The 20,090-nt window shown below is 34.9% G+C and carries 17 protein-coding genes; 9 read left to right on the top strand and 8 right to left on the bottom strand.

All coding sequences use genetic code 11. The annotated features are described in order from the left end of the window. Position 1: 1 nt before the first annotated feature. The 4 genes from ACM55M_RS01420 to ACM55M_RS01405 form a co-directional block, all read right to left on the bottom strand. The gene (locus ACM55M_RS01420; RefSeq protein ID WP_416855680.1) at positions 2 to 805 is read right to left on the bottom strand and encodes an SDR family oxidoreductase; all 804 of its coding nucleotides are present in this window, start codon (positions 803 to 805) and stop codon (positions 2 to 4) included. A 158-nt stretch (positions 806 to 963) separates the two neighbouring features. Next, the gene (locus tag ACM55M_RS01415) at positions 964 to 3,285 is read right to left on the bottom strand and encodes a M28 family peptidase (RefSeq protein ID WP_416856273.1); all 2,322 of its coding nucleotides are present in this window, start codon (positions 3,283 to 3,285) and stop codon (positions 964 to 966) included. 103 nt (positions 3,286 to 3,388) lie between these two features. Then, the gene (locus ACM55M_RS01410) at positions 3,389 to 3,739 is read right to left on the bottom strand and encodes a hypothetical protein (protein WP_416848702.1); all 351 of its coding nucleotides are present in this window, start codon (positions 3,737 to 3,739) and stop codon (positions 3,389 to 3,391) included. Further along, positions 3,736 to 5,265 carry a GNAT family N-acetyltransferase gene (locus ACM55M_RS01405; protein ID WP_416855678.1) on the bottom strand — a complete coding sequence of 510 codons (1,530 nt, stop codon included), beginning with the start codon at positions 5,263 to 5,265 and terminating at the stop codon, positions 3,736 to 3,738. Before ACM55M_RS01405 ends, ACM55M_RS01410 begins: the two co-directional genes overlap by 4 nt. Before the next feature lie 247 nt (positions 5,266 to 5,512). On the opposite strand from ACM55M_RS01405, the gene ACM55M_RS01400 reads away from it, so the two are divergent. Continuing rightward, positions 5,513 to 5,845: a single-stranded DNA-binding protein gene (locus tag ACM55M_RS01400; protein ID WP_416855677.1), complete on the top strand. Its 333-nt coding sequence runs from the start codon at positions 5,513 to 5,515 to the stop codon at positions 5,843 to 5,845. Positions 5,846 to 6,282: 437 nt separating this feature from the next. On the opposite strand, the gene ACM55M_RS01395 is transcribed toward ACM55M_RS01400, so the two are convergent. The 4 genes from ACM55M_RS01395 to metG form a co-directional block, all read right to left on the bottom strand. Further along, positions 6,283 to 6,801 carry a ferritin gene (locus ACM55M_RS01395; RefSeq protein ID WP_416855675.1) on the bottom strand — a complete coding sequence of 173 codons (519 nt, stop codon included), beginning with the start codon at positions 6,799 to 6,801 and terminating at the stop codon, positions 6,283 to 6,285. 424 nt (positions 6,802 to 7,225) lie between these two features. Then, complete coding sequence (locus ACM55M_RS01390) at positions 7,226 to 8,482, bottom strand: OmpA family protein (RefSeq protein WP_416855674.1); 1,257 nt, start codon at positions 8,480 to 8,482, stop codon at positions 7,226 to 7,228. 344 nt (positions 8,483 to 8,826) lie between these two features. Continuing rightward, a complete protein-coding gene (locus ACM55M_RS01385; protein ID WP_416855672.1) occupies positions 8,827 to 9,513 on the bottom strand; it encodes an HAD family hydrolase in 687 nt (228 codons plus the stop codon). A gap of 81 nt (positions 9,514 to 9,594) precedes the next feature. After that, entirely contained in the window at positions 9,595 to 11,655 is a 2,061-nt protein-coding gene (gene metG, locus ACM55M_RS01380) for a methionine--tRNA ligase (RefSeq protein WP_416855670.1), read from the bottom strand. A gap of 305 nt (positions 11,656 to 11,960) precedes the next feature. Here metG and ACM55M_RS01375 point away from each other — a divergent pair, with 305 nt between their 5' ends. The 8 genes from ACM55M_RS01375 to mgtE all read left to right on the top strand — a co-directional run bounded on the left by ACM55M_RS01375 (position 11,961) and on the right by mgtE (position 20,025). Continuing rightward, the gene (locus tag ACM55M_RS01375; RefSeq protein ID WP_416855668.1) at positions 11,961 to 13,091 is read left to right on the top strand and encodes a DinB family protein; all 1,131 of its coding nucleotides are present in this window, start codon (positions 11,961 to 11,963) and stop codon (positions 13,089 to 13,091) included. A gap of 98 nt (positions 13,092 to 13,189) precedes the next feature. Next, positions 13,190 to 13,360, top strand: coding sequence for a hypothetical protein (locus ACM55M_RS01370; RefSeq protein ID WP_193743720.1), 171 nt, complete (start codon positions 13,190 to 13,192; stop codon positions 13,358 to 13,360). A gap of 68 nt (positions 13,361 to 13,428) precedes the next feature. Then, a complete protein-coding gene (locus tag ACM55M_RS01365; RefSeq protein WP_416855667.1) occupies positions 13,429 to 13,968 on the top strand; it encodes a DMP19 family protein in 540 nt (179 codons plus the stop codon). Between the two features lie 215 nt (positions 13,969 to 14,183). Next, entirely contained in the window at positions 14,184 to 15,455 is a 1,272-nt protein-coding gene (gene serS / locus ACM55M_RS01360) for a serine--tRNA ligase (RefSeq protein ID WP_416855666.1), read from the top strand. Positions 15,456 to 15,551: 96 nt separating this feature from the next. Then, positions 15,552 to 17,330 carry a tetratricopeptide repeat protein gene (locus tag ACM55M_RS01355; RefSeq protein ID WP_416855665.1) on the top strand — a complete coding sequence of 593 codons (1,779 nt, stop codon included), beginning with the start codon at positions 15,552 to 15,554 and terminating at the stop codon, positions 17,328 to 17,330. Positions 17,331 to 17,449: 119 nt separating this feature from the next. Further along, positions 17,450 to 17,761 (top strand): DUF4286 family protein, encoded by a 312-nt coding sequence (locus tag ACM55M_RS01350; RefSeq protein ID WP_416855664.1) that lies wholly within the window; start codon positions 17,450 to 17,452, stop codon positions 17,759 to 17,761. A 145-nt stretch (positions 17,762 to 17,906) separates the two neighbouring features. Next, on the top strand, positions 17,907 to 18,686 hold the full coding sequence (gene rsmA / locus ACM55M_RS01345; protein WP_416848713.1) for a 16S rRNA (adenine(1518)-N(6)/adenine(1519)-N(6))-dimethyltransferase RsmA: 780 nt from the start codon (positions 17,907 to 17,909) through the stop codon (positions 18,684 to 18,686). Continuing rightward, positions 18,676 to 20,025 (top strand): magnesium transporter, encoded by a 1,350-nt coding sequence (mgtE, locus tag ACM55M_RS01340; RefSeq protein ID WP_416855662.1) that lies wholly within the window; start codon positions 18,676 to 18,678, stop codon positions 20,023 to 20,025. Before rsmA ends, mgtE begins: the two co-directional genes overlap by 11 nt. Positions 20,026 to 20,090 lie beyond the last annotated feature (65 nt).

Genomic DNA, 20,090 nt, shown 5'->3' with positions numbered 1-20,090 from the left:
TTTATAAATTTGGTTTGGTAAAAGTATAATTTAAAACAGTTTCTATTTTATTACTCAAAATAGTTTTCCCTATTGATGGCGCCGAATGATTAAATTTTGGTAAAGGCAAATTCAAATTTATAGCTTTTTGGGTATAATACCTTTCTCGTGAAGGATGCGATGGTGTTACCGCATTGAAGGTTTCATTCCAAGAATTCGTCTCAATAATCTTTAGAATAATACCAATGCAATCTTCCTGATGGATTAGATTTATAGGAGCTTCGGGATTATCCAGATTTTCACGACCCGCCAGAAATTTTATAGGATGTCGGTCTTCGCCAATTAAACCGCCAAAACGCAGCACAGTAGTTTCAAAGTTTTCATTGCTTTGCAAAAGCTGTTCTGTCTCCAGTAATTGTTTTCCGCTTTCGGTATCCGGTTGAGGTGTTGTTTCTTCTGAAACGACAGTATGAGTATCTCCATAAACGGAAGTGGAGCTAATGAAAATCGCTTTATCAATAGAAGATTTTTCTATAAATGGAATCACATTTCTGATTTTTGAAACGAAGTTTTCTTTTTCTGAACCACGAAGTTTAGGCGGTACATCAACTATCAAAATTTCAGAATCCCCCAGAAAATCGGTTATGTTTCCATCAACTTTACGTTCTGAAAGCGCAATTAGAAAAGGATTGATTCCTAAGTTTTCCAACACTGATAATTTTTCCACTGAAGTTGTCGATCCATTTACTGAAAATCCTTTTCCTAATAAGGCTTTCGCCAAAGGTAAACCCAACCAACCACAACCTAGAATGCTAACTTTTGTCATTTTATTTTTTGTAATCAATTTTTTTTTCAAATTTATATGCGATACAAATATTAAGATATAAAAGTCAAACACGAATTTCACTAATTCGCACGAATCAATTAGCGAAATTCGTGTTTGATTTTTATATGTCTTCACAATTTGTGACCGTATATTTTTAATTACTTTACTTTCATACTGTCTTTCACAATCGTCAAACTATCTTTTGCAACAGGAGTTGCAATCGCACTATTTAAAGTGTTTACAACCACTACTGGACTTAGTTTTATTTTTTCTTTAATCACTACGGCATCATTTAGAACGAAAGGCGTTGGCATCATCCAGTTTTCTCTTTTTGCCATTCCAAATAAAGGATTGGTCATTAAATCAAAAGAACTTTCCATTAATTCCATGTCTAAAACAGCAGAAGCATTAATGCTGAATTGCATTTCCAAAGGGGCATTGTCAACTACATAGTAACTCAATATTTTTTTGCCTTTTCTTTCATACTTGGAACCTTTTTGATCTAATGAAGTTACGCTGTTAGCCCTGAAATTATGAATAGTCATCTTTTCATTGGCAAAAACATCATAACGGTTTACGTTTCGATTCGGTGAGATTCGTATTTTTAAATACCTTTGATTGCCCACGATTCGGTCTTCAAGAAATGCTATAGTTGGTTTTTCCAATACTTTTATGGGAGCTTCGGCTTGATATGTAAATTTGGAATTGTATTTGCTTGGTAATGGCGTGTCCTCCATGGTAGTCGCTTCTTTCGGGTTTTCGCCTAAATAACTTTTGGTCCAGGAATCAAGATTGGTGTCGTACGTTACCCAATTGGCTTGGTTCGTATCAGCATTATAGATGTACAACATACTGTTTGATTTGGCTTTTCCAAATTCGTATCCTGATTCCGAATGCGCTTTCGCAAAAAAGCCAATAGCGAGTACAAAAAACACGAATGACCAGATTCCCTTTTTGGCGAAAGCCCCAAAAACAGGCAACAATAAACCGAAAGTCAAAACGGTAAGAATGGCGCTTCCAAACAGCACTTTTAATCCCAACCCAACAGGGAACATTTGGATAAATGGCGCTATGATGATTAAAGCGGGAATGCTGCAAATAAGATTTAGTATTTTGTTGGATTTTTGGGTTACAATAAAAACGCCAAAAATAAAAACACCAAAGTAAACTGGAATAATCAGGAATCCTGCGCCTTGTAAAACAAAAGCAAGAATCCCATTGATGACAATCCATAAAAATAATGGTGCCACATAATGATTCATCGTGACTTTTTTAGCAGAAAAACGGTTGTAAAATGCCAAACTTATTGCCAAGGCCAAAAGTACAAAGGCTGCGATATAAGCGTGTCCATTATACGTAAATCCGTTGAGTAAATCGTTGTACTGCGGGTAGATTTTCAACAACGTTTTCCATCCGAAGAAAGTAATTAATCCGGTAACAATTAGGGAGCCTAAAAATGGAATAAATCCTCGGCCAATTTCGCGAAAAGATAAAATACGTTTGGCTCTTCCTAAAAATAACAGGAAAATAAACAGTGTCAGTGCGATTACTACCATTGGTAAAACCCAGCTGAAAGGATAACTTATAAAAGTATATGGAATAGTAAAATAAACATTGTCATCAGTGGCCCGCGTGTTAATCAAATCAGCATTCGAAAAGTAATTTAGTAAAGGCATTAAATATGTGCCTTGATGTTCTAGGGTGTTTTTGTTCAAATGATTGATGTCATCCTGAGTGGTATGATAATTAAAATGGTCGTCTATGAATGCAAAATTATATCCTTGAATATTGCCTTGTTCTCTGAAAACGGTCAAATCGGTATCATTGGGCAACATTTTATAAATGCTATACATTAGCGAATTAGAAACAGGAAAAGTAGCTTTTGCAGCAGCAAATTCTTTCACCAATCCTGCATTTCCCTGGTTGGTTTCCATCAACATATAACTGGGTCCTGAAGAACCTCGTGCTTCAAAGTTCAGTACCAAGCCCACTTCTTTTGCCCATTGATGTTGGGTTACAAAAAGAGCTGCACCATTTAATCCCAATTCCTCCGCATCCGAAAATAGGATAATAATGTCGTTTTTATGCGGTGTTTTATTATACAAGAAAGCACGAACACTCTCCAATATTGTCGCTACGCCTGAACCTGCATCACTGGCGCCGTGAGAATAGGAATGTGGTGCGCTGTCATAATGTGTAAGTAGTAGTAAGGCTTTAGAACTATTGGTTCCTTTTATTCGAGCTAATATATTTTTAGATTTTACCAGATTTCCCCAATCGCTCAATGTATATCCTTCTTGAACAGCTGCTTCTAATCCGAGTTTCTTGAGTTCTTTTTGGAGATAGTTGGCTACAACTTCATGATTCTGGGAACCTACGTAATGGGGTTGTTTTGAAATGGCTTCCACTTGAACCAAAGCTCTTTTGGTTGAAAATTCAGAAAGTGGACCTTCATCATCCGAAGTCCAATGTGGCATCATCGTAAAGTAAATCAATCCCAGAATGACTAGGATGAATAAATTGGCAAAAATAGAGGAATAATCTTTTTTCATTATTGGTTAGATAGATTTTGGGGTTGTGGTATTAAATATCTTTTTTGACTAACATATAAAAATCATTGTCCAAGGGTAGGTAGCCTTGGTCGTACAGAAAATAGTAGGTATTTCCTGTTTTGGTTTGTAAAATATTGGTAAAAAATTCAAAATCAAAACCTTTGCTTAGGAGTTTTGCTCTAGTGGTTTTTGATTTTCCTTCAACATTAAGTTCGGATAGAATGCGGTAATTCTTGCGTAATTTATTGTTGATGTTGCGCATAAAATTAGTACTGTCCTTATTTATCTTGTTATTATAAGCGTTACGACAACCGTCGCTGCAAAATTTTTTGTCTTCGCGGCCTACAATTTTTTCTCCACATTCTAAACAGGTTTTATTCATGGATTGATTCTTTTTATTTCGTATAAATCAGTTCTACGGTCTTTTAGGATTCTGGCGCTTCCATGTTCGTGAAGCTCTTTAAGTAAATTCAAATCGACATCTACAATCAAAGTCATTTCGGTATTAGGCGTCGTTTCCGCTTTTATTCCGGTGCTGGGAAATGCAAAATCCGAAGGCGTAAATACCGCCGTTTGTGCATATTGAATATCCATGTTGTTCACTTTTGGAAGATTCCCAACACATCCTGCAATCGCTACATAACATTCGTTTTCTATCGCTCGGGCTTGCGCACAATGTTTTACTCTTATATAGCCACTTTGCGTATCGGTTAAAAATGGTACAAATAAAATATTCATTTCTTCATCGGTCAATAATCTGGAAAGTTCTGGAAACTCAACATCATAACAAATCATGATTCCTATTTTGCCACAATCGGTGTCAAAAGTTTTAATTTGTGAGCCGCCTTTCATTCCCCAATGCAGCACTTCATTTGGAGTGATGTGAATCTTATAATACATTTCAGAGGTTCCGTCTCTTTTGCAAAGAAACCCAACATTGTACAAAGTGCCATTTTCTAAATAAGGCATGCTTCCTGAAATGATATTAATATTATAAGAAATAGCAAATTCCTGAAATTTTTTGCGAATGGGGTCTGCATATTTCGCAAGCTCTCTAATGGCATCAGGTTCCGATAAATGATTGTAATCTGCCATAAGAGGGGCAATAAACAACTCCGGAAAAAGGGCGAAATCACTTTTATAACCGGATACGGCATCAATGAAAAATTCAGCCTGTTCAAATAAGGCATCTATGTTTATTAACGGACGCATTTGCCATTGAATTAAGCCAAGTCTGATGATACTTTTTTGGGTGTTTATTAATTGAGGGCTTTCATCGTAATAAATATTGTTCCATTCTAATAGCACAGCAAATTCTTTGGAATCGGTGTCTCCGGCCAAATAGTTTTTCATAATTCTCATTACGTGGAAATCATTACTCAACTGAAAGGAAAGCACGGGGTCATGCAATTCTTTTAGTTTTACTTTTTCGATATATTTTTTTGGAGTCAGCTTTTCAGCGTATTTTTTATAATTTGGAATCCTTCCGGCAAAAACGATAGCCTTTAGGTTTAATTTTTCACACAATTCTTTTCGGGCATCATACAATCGTCTGCCAAGTCGCAAACCTCTATAATCAGGATGAATAAATACATCAATTCCATACAATATTTCTCCTTTTGGGTTGTGTGTCGAGAAAGTAAAATTTCCGGTTATTTTAGCATAATTAGGATTTTTGTCAACTAAAACTTCGTCCACAATTAATGATAGCGCAGCGCCAACCACTTTTTCGTCGGCTAAAATTACTAATTGTCCTTCAGAAAATAGACCCAGTAATTTCTCAATATCTTGTTCTTTCCAATACGAATCCACCAACTCCGGATAAGATACCACCATAGATTTTTTTAACTGCTTATAGTCGTCAAGTTCTAGATTTCGTAATTCTACTTTTTTTATTTTTGCTTGCATAAGAAGTTGATTTCCATCAAATATAATCAAATATTTCCATTTACAAACGGTTACAAATAGTTACAACCGAAAGTAAACAGTTAGTAACCGAATAATTTTTGGAATGCGCCGCATCTTTGCAATGTTGATTTGAAATAAAAATAATTTTGATGATACACTATCAATAACAAAATTTGATGATACACTATCAATAACAAAAAAAGAATCTGAAACGAGTTCAGATTAAAACATTTAAATTTTACACGCCATGAATGCATTAAGAAACAAAGTACAGTTAATTGGACACGTAGGGAATGATCCAGAAATCAAAACATTTGACGGAGGAAAAAAATTAGCCAATTTCACTTTAGCGACAAATGAAAGCTACAAAAATGACAAAGGAGAAAAAGTAGAAGAAACGCAATGGCACAAACTAGTTGCTTGGGGAAAAACTGCTGAAATCTTAGAGAAATATGTAACCAAAGGAAAAGAAATTGCCATTGAAGGTAAATTAACCCACAGAAGTTACGATGATAAAAACGGAGAAAAACGCTATATTACGGAAGTCGTGGTTAATGATGTGCTTCTTTTAGGGAAATAGTGTTCAGATAGCAGGTTACAGATTTCAGTTTATCATTTGATACTGTTTTGTCATTTCTCCTGAAGTTTCGGAAGAAGGAGCGATCCAATCGAGTTAAGTTAATAGTTGCGGTATTCGGTTATTGTAGAACTGCAATCTGCCGATTTAGACCTGATAGTAAAACAAAAAACCATCGAGATTTTTCGATGGTTTTTTTATGTAAAAATTAATCTTCTTTTTTTCATAAATCAAATCTAGGGCAACGTTTGCAACGCTTGTCTTCCCCTTTTTTATAACTTTCACAACATTTTGATTTGAGTTTACCCTTAGGAACATCCTTTTTATGGGACTCTTTTTTATCCTTTTTCTTTTCCTTATTTTTTTTCTTTTTACTCAATTTTCAAAGAATTAAAAGCAAGTTATATTTCATCATTCTATAGATTCCAAAAAATGTTTGGCTATTTAGAATCGTTGCTTGTAGAACTATTTAAAGCCATTTGTTGGATGTCCCTGTCAAACAAATACAAACCGCCTTTGTCGTCACCAATTAGGTTTATCTTATCTAAAATAAGCTTAGCCTGAGCTTCTTCTTCAATTTGCTCGGCTACATACCATTGCAAAAAATTATGTGTGGCATAATCTTTTTCTGAAAACGAAATGTGAACCAGTTCGTTAATTGATTCAGAAACAAAAATTTCGTGTTTGTAAAGTTCTTCAAACATTTCCTTGAATGTTTCATAACTAATTTTTGGAGCTTTTAATTCGCTTACCCTTGCATGGCCGCCACGTTCATTTATATACCGGACTAATTTAAGCATGTGTGCTCGTTCTTCGTCAGATTGGGCATACATAAATTTTGAAATTCCTTCCAAACCATGAGTTTCTGACCAAGAAGCCATAGAAAGATAAGTTTGAGATGATTCTGCTTCAATACGGATCTGATGATTAAGCGCAAGTTCTATGTTTTTTGATAGCATGGTAGTGAGTTTTAAGTAAAGTTACAAAAAATACTTAATTTATTGATTCCTAATCTCCTGAAATAATCTGCGAATTACTTCACATATAAACTTATCATTAGTTCATGATGCACATGAACGGACATCGCTAGAGCTTCTCTTTCCAGTCTCTGAAATAATCATTTTTGCAAATAAAATTTAAAAGCGACTATCTTTAAGACCAATAGTTTCAGAACGATTAATTTGATTCCAGGCATATATTTGTCATCAGAAATCCTATAGCGAAAGATTTGATTGTATTGACTGCACCAGTGTTTTTGTGTAAGTGATAGATAAATATGCGGCCCTTGCCCATTTTCTAAAATTCTTAAAAATGAAATTTTTAGACATAAAAAAAGCCCTAAAAGAAATTTCCTTTAGGGCTTTTTGATATAAAAGAAGTAGATTATTTTACTATGAAAGTAACTCTTCTAACTAATTTTCTTGCATTTTCTGAAGTTTTATCAACTGAAGTATCTTCACCAGCAGCAATCACATTCAATCTTGAAGCATCAACTTTAGCTTTCACTAATGTGTTTTTTACATTAGCAGCTCTTGCATTAGATAATTTATCATTGTATGCAGATCTTCCTAATTCGTCAGCATGACCAGTAATGTCAACTGAAGCAGAAGGATTGTTTCTCAAGTAAGTTAAGATAAAATCAATACCTTCAGTAGAAACATTCGTTGGTTTAGATTTATCGAAATCAAAATAAACAGCAACATAACCACCATTAATTAAACTTTTAATTAATTCGTTATCATATACAGTAGTCGTATCACCAGTTTTACTAGCGTAATTTTTCAAGATATAAGCTTCTGTTTCATCAGGAACGTTATTGTTGTTCTTGTCAATTGATCTACCTTTAGTGTCAACCATTGCACCAGCAGCAGTATTTGGCTCTTGATCTAAATAATCAGCTACACCGTCATTGTCAGCATCAGCCATCTTTGTTTCGATAGTTGAAAGTCTATTTTCGATAGCAACGAATCTGTCTTCGTTATCAAGAACCCAGTCAGCATGTTTTACATTTTTACCTAAGTAAACTGTTATACCTGCAGTACCGTTAAAAAGAATTCCACCGAAACCTCTAGTGCTTGATTTGCTAGCGCCATCAAAAGCAACATTTTGTTTCGCATTAAGAATTGTTGTAAAATCTCCTGTTAATGCAATTCTGTTAGTTAATTTGATTTGACCAGTTACACCCGCCATGAAATTACCCATTCTGTCTTTTAGAGAAGACTTTTGACTTTCCATTTGAGATAAACCAAAACCAGCATGACCTAATAAACCAATAGTATTAGTCCAAGTTTCAAAACTCATGATTCTTCCTAAGTTAGCAACACCCTGTAAGTCTACTCTGTAGTACTTCATGTTAAAATCTTTAGAATTGTCTTTTCCTTCAAAACTGTTGAAACCAAAATCAGCTTTTAAACCGAATTTGTTGTTAAACATGTAACGAACACCTAAATCAACAACATAAGGGCTCACTAATGTAGTTGAATAACCCGGAGTCATTGGTCTTTGTGGTTTGTTAAAACCGCCAGCTAATTCAACTGACCATTTGTTAAAGCCATCTTCTGTGCTTTTTACAGTTTCTGTTTGAGCACTCATAGAGGTCATTGCAGAAGCAAATACTAAAGTAAGTATGATTTTTTTCATATTGTTTCAATTTTAATTTAATGCAAAATTACATCACAAAGTTTGATTAAAAAATTTAAACAGTTAATTATGTAAGAATTAATATTAATTTTACAAAGGGAAAAAACTGTTTAATAAGTTAAGGTATTGATATGTAGTGTTTTAATAATAACAAGAAAAGTATTCTTATTTTAAAAAAATTAACTATTAATTTAAAAAATACATGATTTTGTACTTGTTTAAGGGCTTATTTGATCAATTATGTAGGTGATTTTGGATTAAAAATAAACTGCTTGAACCTTTTTTTACGCTCTCTAATTGTTCAATTTCAGCTAATTTTAGGTATTTAGTCTCAAGAGCATTAGCTATTCTAATCTTTTTAAAACATCAGCTATCTTTTCAAAAGCGCTGAAGTTTTCATGTTCCACGTTATGGTCAATTTTTTCGTGTGCCCAAGTTGTGTGAAACGGAATATGGACTGCGTGTCCGCCAATGGCTAAAACCGGTAAAACATCTGATTTTAAAGAATTACCAATCATGAAAAATTCTTCAGGTTTTATTTCCAAACGTTTGATCAAATCAGAATAATCTATTTCTTGCTTGTCTGACATCACTTCGATATGATGAAAATAATGACCTAAACCTGAATTATGCAATTTTCGACGTTGGTCTAATAAATCACCTTTGGTGGCAACAACCAATTTGTACTTACCGTGTAAAGCTTCTAAAGTTTCTTCTACGCCATCCAATAAAACAATCGGTTTTTCGAGTAATTCTTTTCCGTATTGAATAATTTTTTCAATAATTTCAATCGGAATTGTATGGTTTGAAATATTCATTGCGGCTTCAATCATCGATAAAATATAGCCTTTTATTCCGTATCCGTACAATTTTAAATTATCAATCTCCACCTTAAAGAGTTCTTTGGAAATCCCTTGATGCGACAAATAATCTTCCATCAAACCACAGAATTTCTTCTCGGTTTCATCAAAATAGGTTTCGTTGATCCATAAGGTATCATCGGCGTCGAAAGCAATTACTTTTAAGCTCATATTTGTTTGATTTTACCGCGAATTCGCTAATTAATATATTACAGAATACATATTAATTAGCGAATTCTCGGTTGATTTTTCTTAGTTTATCGTTTCTCCATTAGCAACTCCATCCGTATCTGGATTCACAAAAACTAATTTTCCTTCAGCATTGGTAGTCATCAAAATCATTCCTTGGCTTTCTACACCACGAAGATTTCTTGGAGCCAAATTCACTAAAACAGTCACGCGTTTTCCAACAATGTCTTCTGGTTTAAAACTCTCTGCAATTCCAGAAACAATGGTGCGAACATCAATTCCGGTATCAACTTTCAAAATCAAAAGCTTGTTGGCTTTCGGCATTTTTTCGGCTTCCAGTATCGTTCCTGTACGGATATCCATTTTGGCAAAATCCTCAAATTGAATTGCTTCTTTTTGCGGTTCGGCTACTTTATTCTCCGCTTTGTTAGCCGTTTTAGTCGCTTCCAGTTTGTCTATTTGTTTCTGGATTTCCTCGTCTTCAATTTTAGCAAACAACAATTCCGCTTCTCCAATTTGATGTCCAGCCGGAATCAAATCAGAATTTTGAGCAATAGTATTCCAGTTCAACGGACTTTCTATTTTTAGAATTCTTGATAATTTTTTTGCTGTAAAGGGCAAGAACGGTTCGCAAAGAGAACTCAACGCAGCAGCAATTTGTAACGCCACATACATTTGTGTTTGCACGCGTTCCGGATTGTCTTTGATAACTTTCCAAGGCTCTTCATCCGCCAAATATTTATTTCCTAAACGAGCCACATTCATTAATTCGCTCAAAGCTTCACGAAATCTGTAACGCTCCAGAGAACTTGAAATCACAGCCGGATACGCTTTCAATTCGGTTAGAGTAGCTTCGTCCACTTCTGAAAGTTCATTCGGTTGAGGTATAATTCCATAGTAATATTTATTGGTTAAAACGACTACACGATTAATGAAATTTCCGTAAATCGCAACCAATTCATTATTATTTCTTGCCTGGAAATCTTTCCAGGTAAAATCATTATCCTTAGTTTCTGGCGCATTCGATGTCAAAGCATAACGCAAAACATCTTGCTGATTCGGAAATTCTTCCAAATATTCGTGCAACCAAACCGCCCAGTTTTTAGAAGTTGAAAGTTTGTTTCCTTCCAAATTCAAGAACTCATTTGCAGGCACATTATCTGGCAAAATATAACTTCCTTCGGCTTTCAACATCGCAGGGAAAATGATGCAATGGAAAACAATATTGTCTTTCCCAATAAAGTGAACCAGTTTTGTTTCTTGGTCTTTCCAGTATGGTTCCCAGTCTTTTCCTTCGCGCAAAGCCCATTCTTTCGTAGATGAAATATAGCCAATCGGCGCATCAAACCACACGTATAATTTCTTTCCTTCAGCACCTTCAACCGGAACATCAATTCCCCAGTCCAAGTCACGAGTTACCGCACGAGGCTCCAATCCGCCGTCAATCCAAGATTTTACTTGTCCGTAAACATTCGGTTTCCAGTCATTTTTATGTCCCACGAGAATCCATTCTTTCAAGAAATCTTCATAACGGTCCAAAGGTAAAAACCAGTGTTTCGTTGATTTCAAAATCGGAGTTTCTCCAGTTATTGTCGATTTTGGGTTGATTAAATCCGTAGCATTCAGTGTTGAGCCACATTTTTCGCATTGATCACCGTAGGCTTCTTCGTTGCCACATTTTGGACAAGTTCCCACCACAAAACGGTCTGCCAAGAATTGATCTGCTTTTGCATCATACAATTGCTCGGTCACTTCTTCGATAAAATCACCTTTATCATACAGTTTTTTAAAAAATTCCGAAGCCGTATCATGATGAATTTTAGCCGAAGTTCTGGAATAATTATCAAACGAAATTCCAAAATCAGAGAATGATTTACGGATTATTCCGTCATATTTGTCAATTACTTCCTGTGGCGTAATGCCTTCTTTTTTGGCTTTCATCGAAATCGCCACACCATGTTCATCACTTCCGCAAACAAACAAAACGTCTCTTCCCTGCAATCTTAAATATCTGGAATATATATCCGAAGGTACGTAAACACCCGCCAAATGGCCAATGTGAATCGGTCCGTTCGTATACGGCAATGCCGCTGTAATCGTATATCTTTTTGGATTCTGTATCATGATTCAATTTTATTGAGTGCAAAAATAAGCAATAGAATTTTTATTTGAAGCTATTTCCCGCTATCCGTTGCAATCTTTTACTTTTTAAAGAAAAAAGTAAAAGGATTTTCACTGCTATCAGGGCTAAGGAATCGTATTGCGACAACTTTTTAAGAGAAGCATATTTAGTTAATTTACAATACTGAAAGATTAAAAAACTTAAGAATAGGAATTTATAGCACTCTAAAAAATAGTATTATATTTACATTTTTTTACTAAAACATTTTAAATCTAAACGCCTACAATTAAATTCAACAATTTATAAGATGAAAAAAATAACGATACTGTTACTGTTTTTAAGCATTTTTTCTGCTCATTCCCAAACTCAAAAAGAAGTTTCTAGCGATTGGACTTCTTTTAATCAAACTATTAGCATTCAAACTGCTGTGCCAAAAAAGTTTAAAGTAATTGCCTCTGTAAAAATGGAGTCCGAAGAACCTATGGCTTGGGCTGGGGTTTGGGCTAGAGTAGATACTAAAAATGAAGAAGATGGCTTTTTTGATAACATGAGTGATAGGCCAATTAAAGCAAAAGCTTGGCAATCCTATACTGTTGAGGGAATCATCGATGCTAATACTAAATCATTAAGTTTTGGCGGCTTGTGTTTATATAACGGAAAATTCTATTTCGATAAATTTGAATTGCTTATTGAAAATGGAAAAGGCGTTTTTGAACCAATTACGGTTTTAAATGCCAGTTTTGAAACTCCTATTAAAAATGGTGAAATTCCAAAATGGGACTTAGGTATATCCAAAAATAAAATAGTTAAAGTGAAAGAATTTAAGATTACATCTGATAAAAGTAGTGCAGAAGGAGTTTTTGGGTTACTGATTGAAGGAAGTGGCATAAAAATTAAAGAAAAAGGGAAAATAGGCAATATTGAAGGAGCTTCACCTCAAATCGGGGCTATGATTTCGATGCTTGAAGATCTTAAAGGGAGAGTTGAAGATGCAGTTAAAGACATGAGTCAGTATGAATTAGATTATTTGCATGATGAGCAAGCGAATAGAATTGGTTCGTTAATCATGCATTTGGCCGCAGCCGAAACTTATTACCAAGTTTTTACCTTTGAAAACAGAGATTTTAATGCGGAAGAAAAGAAAAAATGGAGTACTGCTTTGAATCTAGACCAAGGTGGTCAAGACGAATTTAAAGGGCATGAGGTGCAGTATTATTTAGATATTTATAATCAAGTAAGAGCAAAAACCATAGCTGAATTAAAAAAACGAGATGATGCTTGGTTTGCAGAGGTACAAACACGTTATGACTGGACTAATCATTATTGCTGGTTTCATGTTATGGAGCACCAATCGAGTCATTTAGGTCAAGTTTTATTTTTAAAGAAACGAATTCCGCCTCAAAAAGAACTAAGATTGGAACAAAAGATTAAATACTAACTTAATAAAGATTTATCAATAACTCATCAATTAGGAAGTCGCATTTATAATGTGGCTTTTTTTATATTTGTAAACGTAAATAAAGTAGCGTATAAATTATGGCAAAAGGACCCGAAAAAAACACTAAAAATAAGGCTTTACACACCAAATTGCTAAATCGGAAAAAAGCCAAACTTCAAGAGGAGAAAAAAGAAAAAGCCTTGCGTTTGAAAGCTTTGGTTACAAAAATGAACCAGAAAAAAAATGGTAACGAATCGGATGTCATATAAATCGAATTGCATTTCTTTTCTGTAATAATTTACCCGAAATTTGCAGCACATATTCAAACACAAAACCTATGGAATTCGGTAGAATAATTATTTCAGAAACAGCCTTTAATAGTGAGAACCTTCAAGATGTGATTCACTCTAATATTTCGGTAATCAACTTAATGCGTGAGGAAGGTATAAACGATGATTTGATTCACGAAGATGCTATAATGAGTTATTATTTAGATTATTATACCTCACAATATACCGAAGGAAATTTTGCTCAGTTTGTACACAATTCGGGTTGGGATAAGGAACTAAACGAATTGATAGAAGAAGGTTTGGCACTAATTGGCGCCGAAAAACATTTGGAATTATTTCAACAACAATCCAAAAAAGTAAAATTAATGAGCAGTGTCAAGCTCAACAAATTCTTGAAAGGGAAATTGGAGGGCGTAAATCCGATCCGAGATTTGCTCAACAACGACACTTTTTTCGAAATTGAAGAAAATTTAGTTACGTTGAATGCTGAATTTTTAAAAACGCACCCCGATTTCGAAGTCCTTTCTGTAGATGTCATGTTTGCAACTTTAGAAGAATTTGTAGGTCATGAGATTAAAAGAGCCTAAACTAAGTCCAAAGTCTTAAAAGTGTTTTCTATTGTACGCTATTGCCTTTTCAACATAATATTTAAATAAAGGGTGATTAAATAAGGTTATTTTTAGAGCTTGACTTTGTGACTTTATGACTTTCGACTTTCGACTAATTTTTTGTCCCGTTTCTAGCAAACATTTCCTTAAATTTGCTCCCATTATTATAAAAGTTAGCGTTAAAAAAATAAACTATGTTACAAATCGCATTTATTAGAGAGAATCAAGAAAAAGTAATCAAGGCTTTGGCAAAGAGAAATATCGATGCTACAAGTGTTGTTGAAGAAGTGGTACAACTGGATGAAAAACGTCGCACTACGCAAGTGGAGTTAGACGGAATTTTATCCGAATCTAATAAATTATCCAAAGATATTGGCGAATTGATGAAAGGCGGAGAGAAATCTAAAGCCGCTATTCTGAAAGAAAAAACAGTTTTATTAAAAGAAAAAAGCAAGAAATTAGCCGAAACTGCTGATGTACTTGCCGCAGCACTTTTAGAAAAATTATATACGTTACCCAATCTTCCTGCAGATATTGTTCCTGTTGGAAAAACACCGGAGGAAAACCTAAATGTTTTTGAAGAAGGTGAAATTCCAGTTTTACACGAAGGAGCACAACCGCATTGGGAATTGGTGAAAAAATATGACATCATTGATTTTGAACTTGGAGTAAAAATCACTGGCGCTGGATTTCCGGTTTATAAAGGAAAAGGAGCACGATTACAACGCGCCTTAATCAATTATTTCTTGGATAAAAATACGGCTGCAGGGTATAATGAAGTTCAGGTTCCGCACATGGTAAACGAAGCATCAGCCTATGGAACGGGACAATTACCAGACAAAGAAGGGCAAATGTACCATGATAAAACCGATGATTTGTACTTGATTCCAACGGCTGAGGTTCCTGTAACCAATTTGTTCCGTGATGTAATTTTAAACGAAAATGAATTACCCGTTTTAACTACGGCTTATACGCCTTGTTTCCGTCGTGAAGCAGGTTCTTATGGTGCGCATGTAAGAGGATTGAACCGTTTGCATCAATTTGACAAAGTAGAAATTGTACGTGTAGAACATCCTGATAAATCATATGAAGCTTTAGACGGAATGGTAGAACACGTTAAAAACATATTACAGGAATTGAAATTACCATATAGAATATTGCGTCTTTGTGGAGGCGATATGGGTTTTACAGCTGCTTTGACATATGATTTCGAAGTTTTTTCTACGGCTCAAGATCGCTGGTTAGAAATCAGTTCAGTTTCTAATTTTGAGACTTTTCAAGCGAATCGTTTGAAATTGCGTTTCAAAGACAAAGACGGAAAAAACCAATTGGCACACACTTTAAACGGAAGTTCATTGGCTTTGCCAAGAGTCTTGGCTGGAATTTTAGAAAATTACCAAACTCCGGAAGGAATAGTAATCCCAGAAGTTTTACGTCCGTATTGTGGGTTTGATATTATAAACTAAAAATTTTCAACATATAAGTCATATAAGTTTTTACGAAATTATATGACTTATATGTTGAAAAAAGAGATGTTTGACGAAACAAATTGCAATTAAAAAATGAAAAAGCTCTTTCTTTATATCACTTTGTCATTCTCGCTATTTGCTTTCGCCCAAAACGAACAATTGGCGCAGTATTATTATGACAAAGGCGATTTTGAAAAAGCCAAAATCAGTTATGAAGAGTTACTGGAAAACCTGCCACAAAACACACAGTATTTTTTAAGAACCATTGACTGTTACCAACAATTACAGCAATTTTTTATTGCCGAAAAAGCAATATTAGACCGATTAGACAAATACAAACAAGGGAATCTTCTGGTCGAATTGGGATACAATTACCAGTTGCAAAAAAATGATGCCAAAGCGAAAATTTACTACGAGCAGGCATTAGACAGAATCAAAAAAAATCCAAATGAAGTGTACGGTATTTCCAATTCTTTTGAGAGAAAAGTGTTGCTGGAATATGCCTTGAAAGCGTATCAAACTGCAACAGAATTGGAAGCTAATTTTAATTTCAATTATCAAATTGGGTTGCTTTATGGGCAATTAGGCAATCAGGAAATGATGATTAATACTTTTCTGAATGAAGCCTATGCGAATCCCCAAAATTCGATACAAATTCAAAATCAACTATCTCGTTTCATAGTGGATGAGGGCGATGCCAATTTTAGCGAAATACTTCGAAAAGCATTAATTATAAGAGCTCAAAAAAACCAAGATCTTTTTTGGAATCATTATTTGAGTTGGTTTTATACCCAACAAAAAGAATTCGAAAAAGCATTTATTCAGGAAAAAGCCATTTATAAGCGCGATCCGGAATCCCTTTCTAATATTGTGAATTTAGGGCAACTCGCTATTGAAGAAGACAATCAGGAAGCAGCCAAAGAAATTCTGGGTTTTGTTTTGGAAAACACAAAAGATTTAGAACTGTTGATTCAGGCGAATTCCTATTTGATAAAAATGAAAATAGAAAAAGCGCAAGAAAAAGAGTATGCTGCCATCAATACGGAATTAGAGGGTTTGTTGAAACAATTTGAAATAAGTCCTTTTACCTTATCTTTGCAGCTGATTCAGGCACATTTTGTAGCTTTTAATTTGAAAAAACCGGAGGAAGGAAAAGCAATAGTCAAAAAAGCACTCGAATTACAGTTGAACGATTACGAAGTGGCTCAGGCCAAAATGGAATTGGCGGATATTTTGCTTTACGAAGAAAAATTCAATCAGGCTTTGATCTATTATTCACAGATAGAATTGGATTTAAAAAATGATATTGTGGCGCATGAAGCGAGTTTGAAAGCCGCTAAGACGAGTTATTTTAAAACGGATTTTATTTGGGCTTTGAAACAATTCAAAGAATTGAAATCGGCAAATACACAATTGATTGCCAATGATGCTTTGGAATATTTCCTTTTGATAAATGACAATACCGTTGCCGATTCGACACAAACAGCTTTGAAACAATTTGCCAAAGGAGATTACCTTTTATATCAAAACAGAAATCAGGAAGCGGTAGCGCAGTTTCAAACAATATTGAAAAACTATAAAGGACAGGAAATAGAGGCGGTGACATTGTTGCGTTTGGGTGAAATTTACGAAAAATTAGGTGATTTTACTTTGGCTTTAAGCCAATATCAAAATATAATAGACAAGCACAGCGACTGCATTTATATTGATGAAGCCTTGTATTTCTCGGCAGAAGTTTACAACAAAAAGTTACAACAGCCCGAAAAGGCAAAACCATTATACGAAAAGATAATTTTCAGTCACGAAGACAGTATCTATTTTGTGGAAGCCAGAAAGAAATTCAGGCAATTGCGAGGCGATAAGAATTTATAAATCAGGACTTAAAGATAATAGACTGGTAATATTTTAAAAATAAGAAAATTAGCGTAATTATAATCTACTCTGGCTCCCTCTCCTTCGGAGAGGGCTGGGGAGAGGAAAAACCAAAAGAAATGATAATATACAACGTTACCACAAACATACATGAAAGCGTTCACGATCAATGGATGATTTGGATGCAACACAAACACATTCCCGAAATTTTGGCTACTGGAAAATTTTCCTCGGCAAGAATGGTGCGGGTTTTAATAGAAGAAGAGATGGGCGGAGTGACTTATTCTGTTCAATATATTACGGATAGCAAAGAAACTTTGGAGAGATATTATCAGGAAGATGCACCTACTTTTCGTGAAGAAGGAGTGAAATTGTTTGGAGACAAAATGCTTGCTTTTAGAACCGAGTTAGAATTGATTTCGGATCATTAGAAAAAAGTATTCAGTGATTAGTTTTTAGTGATCAGTTGAGAAATGAAGAATAAAATTGGAGGTCGCAATTTGCGACCTCCAATTTTAAAAAACATATAAATAACACTTTGCGCCTTTGTGCCTTCGTGGCAAAAAAACAAACAAAATGGAAAAAGTAAAAGCCAAAAAACACCTCGGACAACATTTCTTGAAAGACGAAAGCATTGCAAAAGACATTGCTGACACGTTGAACTTAGAAGGATATGATGATGTATTAGAAATAGGTCCCGGAATGGGTGTTTTGACGAAGTATTTATTGGACAAACCAATCAATACGTATGTGATAGAAATAGATACCGAATCAGTGACGTATTTAGACGAAAATTATCCGAAATTGAAGGATAAGATTATCTCTAAAGATTTCCTGAAATACAATATCAACGAGATTTTCGAAGGAAAGCAATTCGCTATTATTGGGAATTTCCCGTATAATATTTCCACTCAAATTGTCTTTCGAGCATTAGAATACCGCAATCAGATTCCTGAATTTGCAGGTATGTTCCAAAAAGAAGTGGCACAACGTATTTGCGAAAAAAAGGGAACCAAAGCGTATGGAATTCTGTCGGTTTTAGTTCAGGCTTTTTATGATGCCGAATACCTATTTACAGTTGATGAAAATGTATTTATTCCGCCGCCAAAAGTAAAATCGGGAGTGTTGCGTTTGCGCAGAAAGAAAGATTACAGCTTGCCTTGCGGCGAAAAATTATTTTTCACTGTGGTTAAAACGGCTTTTCAGCAACGCAGAAAGACCTTGCGAAACAGTTTAAAAACCTTAAATTTGTCCGATAGTTTAAGAGAAGATAAAGTTTTTGATCTTCGACCAGAGCAATTAAATGTAGAACAGTTCATAGAACTCACTCAAAAAATAGAAGCCGATGGAGTTTAAAATCAGCAAAGCGCTAATCCAGGAATTAGAGCAACACATTGTTAATAAAAATGATAAGGAGCTAGAATCCTTACTCAATGACATGCACCATGCTGATATTGCCGAGATTCTTGACGAGCTTGATTTTGACGAAGCAACCTACATTTTTAAAGTATTAGACAGTGAAAAAACGGCAGAGATTCTTCTTGAATTAGAAGATGATTTGCGGGAGAATATATTAAGCAGGCTTTCGCCAAAAGAGATTGCCGAAGAATTAGATGAATTAGAGACCAATGATGCTGCCGATATTATTGCTGAACTTTCGCAAGAGATTAAAGCAGAAGTAATATCAGAACTTCAGGATGTTGAGCATGCCAAAGACATTGTTGACTTATTGCGTTATGATGAGGATACAGCGGGTGGAATTATGCACAAAGAGTTGGTTAAAGTCAATGAAAATTGGAACGTACTGACTTGTGTAAAGGAAATGCGAATCCAAGCTAAAGATATCTCTCGGGTGCATTCTATTTATGTAGTGGATGATGAAGACCGGTTAAAAGGACGTTTGTCGTTAAAGGATTTATTGACGACTTCAACCAGAACGGCGATAAGTGATGTGTACATTCGGAAATTGAATTCGGTGAATGTAGATACCGAAGATGTTGAGGTGGCCAGAATCATGCAGAAATACGATTTAGAAGCCATTCCTGTTATTGATGAATTAGGACGACTTGTAGGCCGAATCACCATTGATGATATTATAGATGTAATCAAGGACGAAGCCGACAAAGATTACCAATTGGCTGCGGGTATTACCCAAGATGTTGAAACGAACGATAGTATTTACGAACATACCAAAGCGCGTTTGCCTTGGTTGTTGATGGGAATGCTCATTGAACTTATAGCTTCTTATGTCATTAAAGGCAATGAAGCCACTTCACAAAAATTTTACACACTAATTATTTTTATGCCTTTGCTATCGGCAACAGCAGGAAATATTGGGGTACAGGCTTCGGCAATTATTGTACAGGGTTTGGCAAATGGTACTTTGAAAGAATTTAGCCGAAGTTATTTTAGTAAGGAAATAGCAGTAGCCATGATTTCCGGGACTATAATAGCACTGTTGGTATTGGGCTATCATACGTTTATGTATGGACAGTTTCAGGTGGGAATGGCGATTTCCATATCCATTGTTGTCGTTATCTTATTTGCTGCTACTTTAGGAACATTGGTGCCGCTTTTTTTGCATAAAAATAATATTGATCCAGCCATCGCAACTGGGCCTTTTATTACAACAACAAATGATGTTTTTGGAATTATGATCTACTTCGGAATAGCCAATATCATTTTAGGATTTTAATTTTAAAAAAAATCATAAAATAGTTACCCCTAAAAGTGAACGATTTAATATGGTAAACGGATGAC

The sequence above is a fragment of the Flavobacterium galactosi genome, from assembly GCF_048158585.1.
GTDB lineage: Bacteria > Bacteroidota > Bacteroidia > Flavobacteriales > Flavobacteriaceae > Flavobacterium > Flavobacterium galactosi.
The sequence above is the reverse complement of the archived record's forward strand: the minus strand, read 5'-3'. Positions and strand labels throughout refer to the sequence as shown.